This window comes from Niallia sp. NCCP-28, from assembly GCF_023168165.1.
GTDB lineage: Bacteria > Bacillota > Bacilli > Bacillales > Cytobacillaceae > Niallia.
In genome coordinates, this window is sequence record NZ_BQYJ01000038.1 from 1 (window position 1) to 857 (window position 857).

An 857-nucleotide genomic window follows, 5' to 3' on the forward strand; every position below is an offset into this window, starting at 1 on the left:
ACACCTACGTGTTCACCTTTTGGAGCCATTGCCATAAGCGCAAAGATGCTTCCTGGAGATGGTGTAGCTACAAGTCCAGTATGGAATAGTGTAAATGTGAATACTCCACTCATTCCACCGCCGATAACAGCTAATAATAACATAGGTTTCATTAAGATATATGGGAAATAAATCTCATGAATACCACCTAGGAAGTGAATAATTGCTGCTCCAGGTGCTGTTTGTTTGGATGTACCTTTTCCAAATAAACAGTATGCTAATAGTACTCCAAGACCAGGACCAGGATTTGCTTCCAATAAAAACAGAATAGATTTTCCAACTTCTTTTGCTTGCTCTACACCAATCGGCCCTAAAATCCCTTGGTTAATTGCATTGTTTAAGAATAATACTTTAGCCGGCTCAATAAAAATACTCGCCAATGGCAATAGATTTGCGTCAACAATCGCTTGTACGCCATTTGATAAAAAGCTGCTTAAACCTTCTACTACAGGACCAACATATTTGAAAGCAATAATAGTAATAATAGCTCCTAGAATCCCTGCAGTGAAGTTATTCACTAACATCTCAAAGCCTGTTTTAACTTTGCCTTTTAATAAGTCATCCACTTTTTTAATTAAATATCCACCGATTGGTCCCATAATCATGGCACCAAGGAACATTGGTATATCAGCCCCAACAATTACCCCCATAGTGGCAATTGCACCAACTACTCCTCCGCGAACGTCATATACCATTTTACCGCCAGTATAACCAATTAATAATGGCAATAAATACGTAATCATTGGGCTAACTAGTTTAGCAAGTTCCTCATTAGGGAACCAACCCGTTGGTATAAATAGAGCAGTTATTAATCCCCA

The 857-nt window shown here is 38.5% G+C and carries 1 protein-coding gene; it reads right to left on the bottom strand.

Features of this window, described 5'->3' with window-relative positions:
• The coding region (mtlA, locus tag NCCP28_RS23460; protein ID WP_248563563.1) for a mannitol-specific PTS transporter subunit IIC at window positions 1-857 on the bottom strand (857 nt) is incomplete at both ends.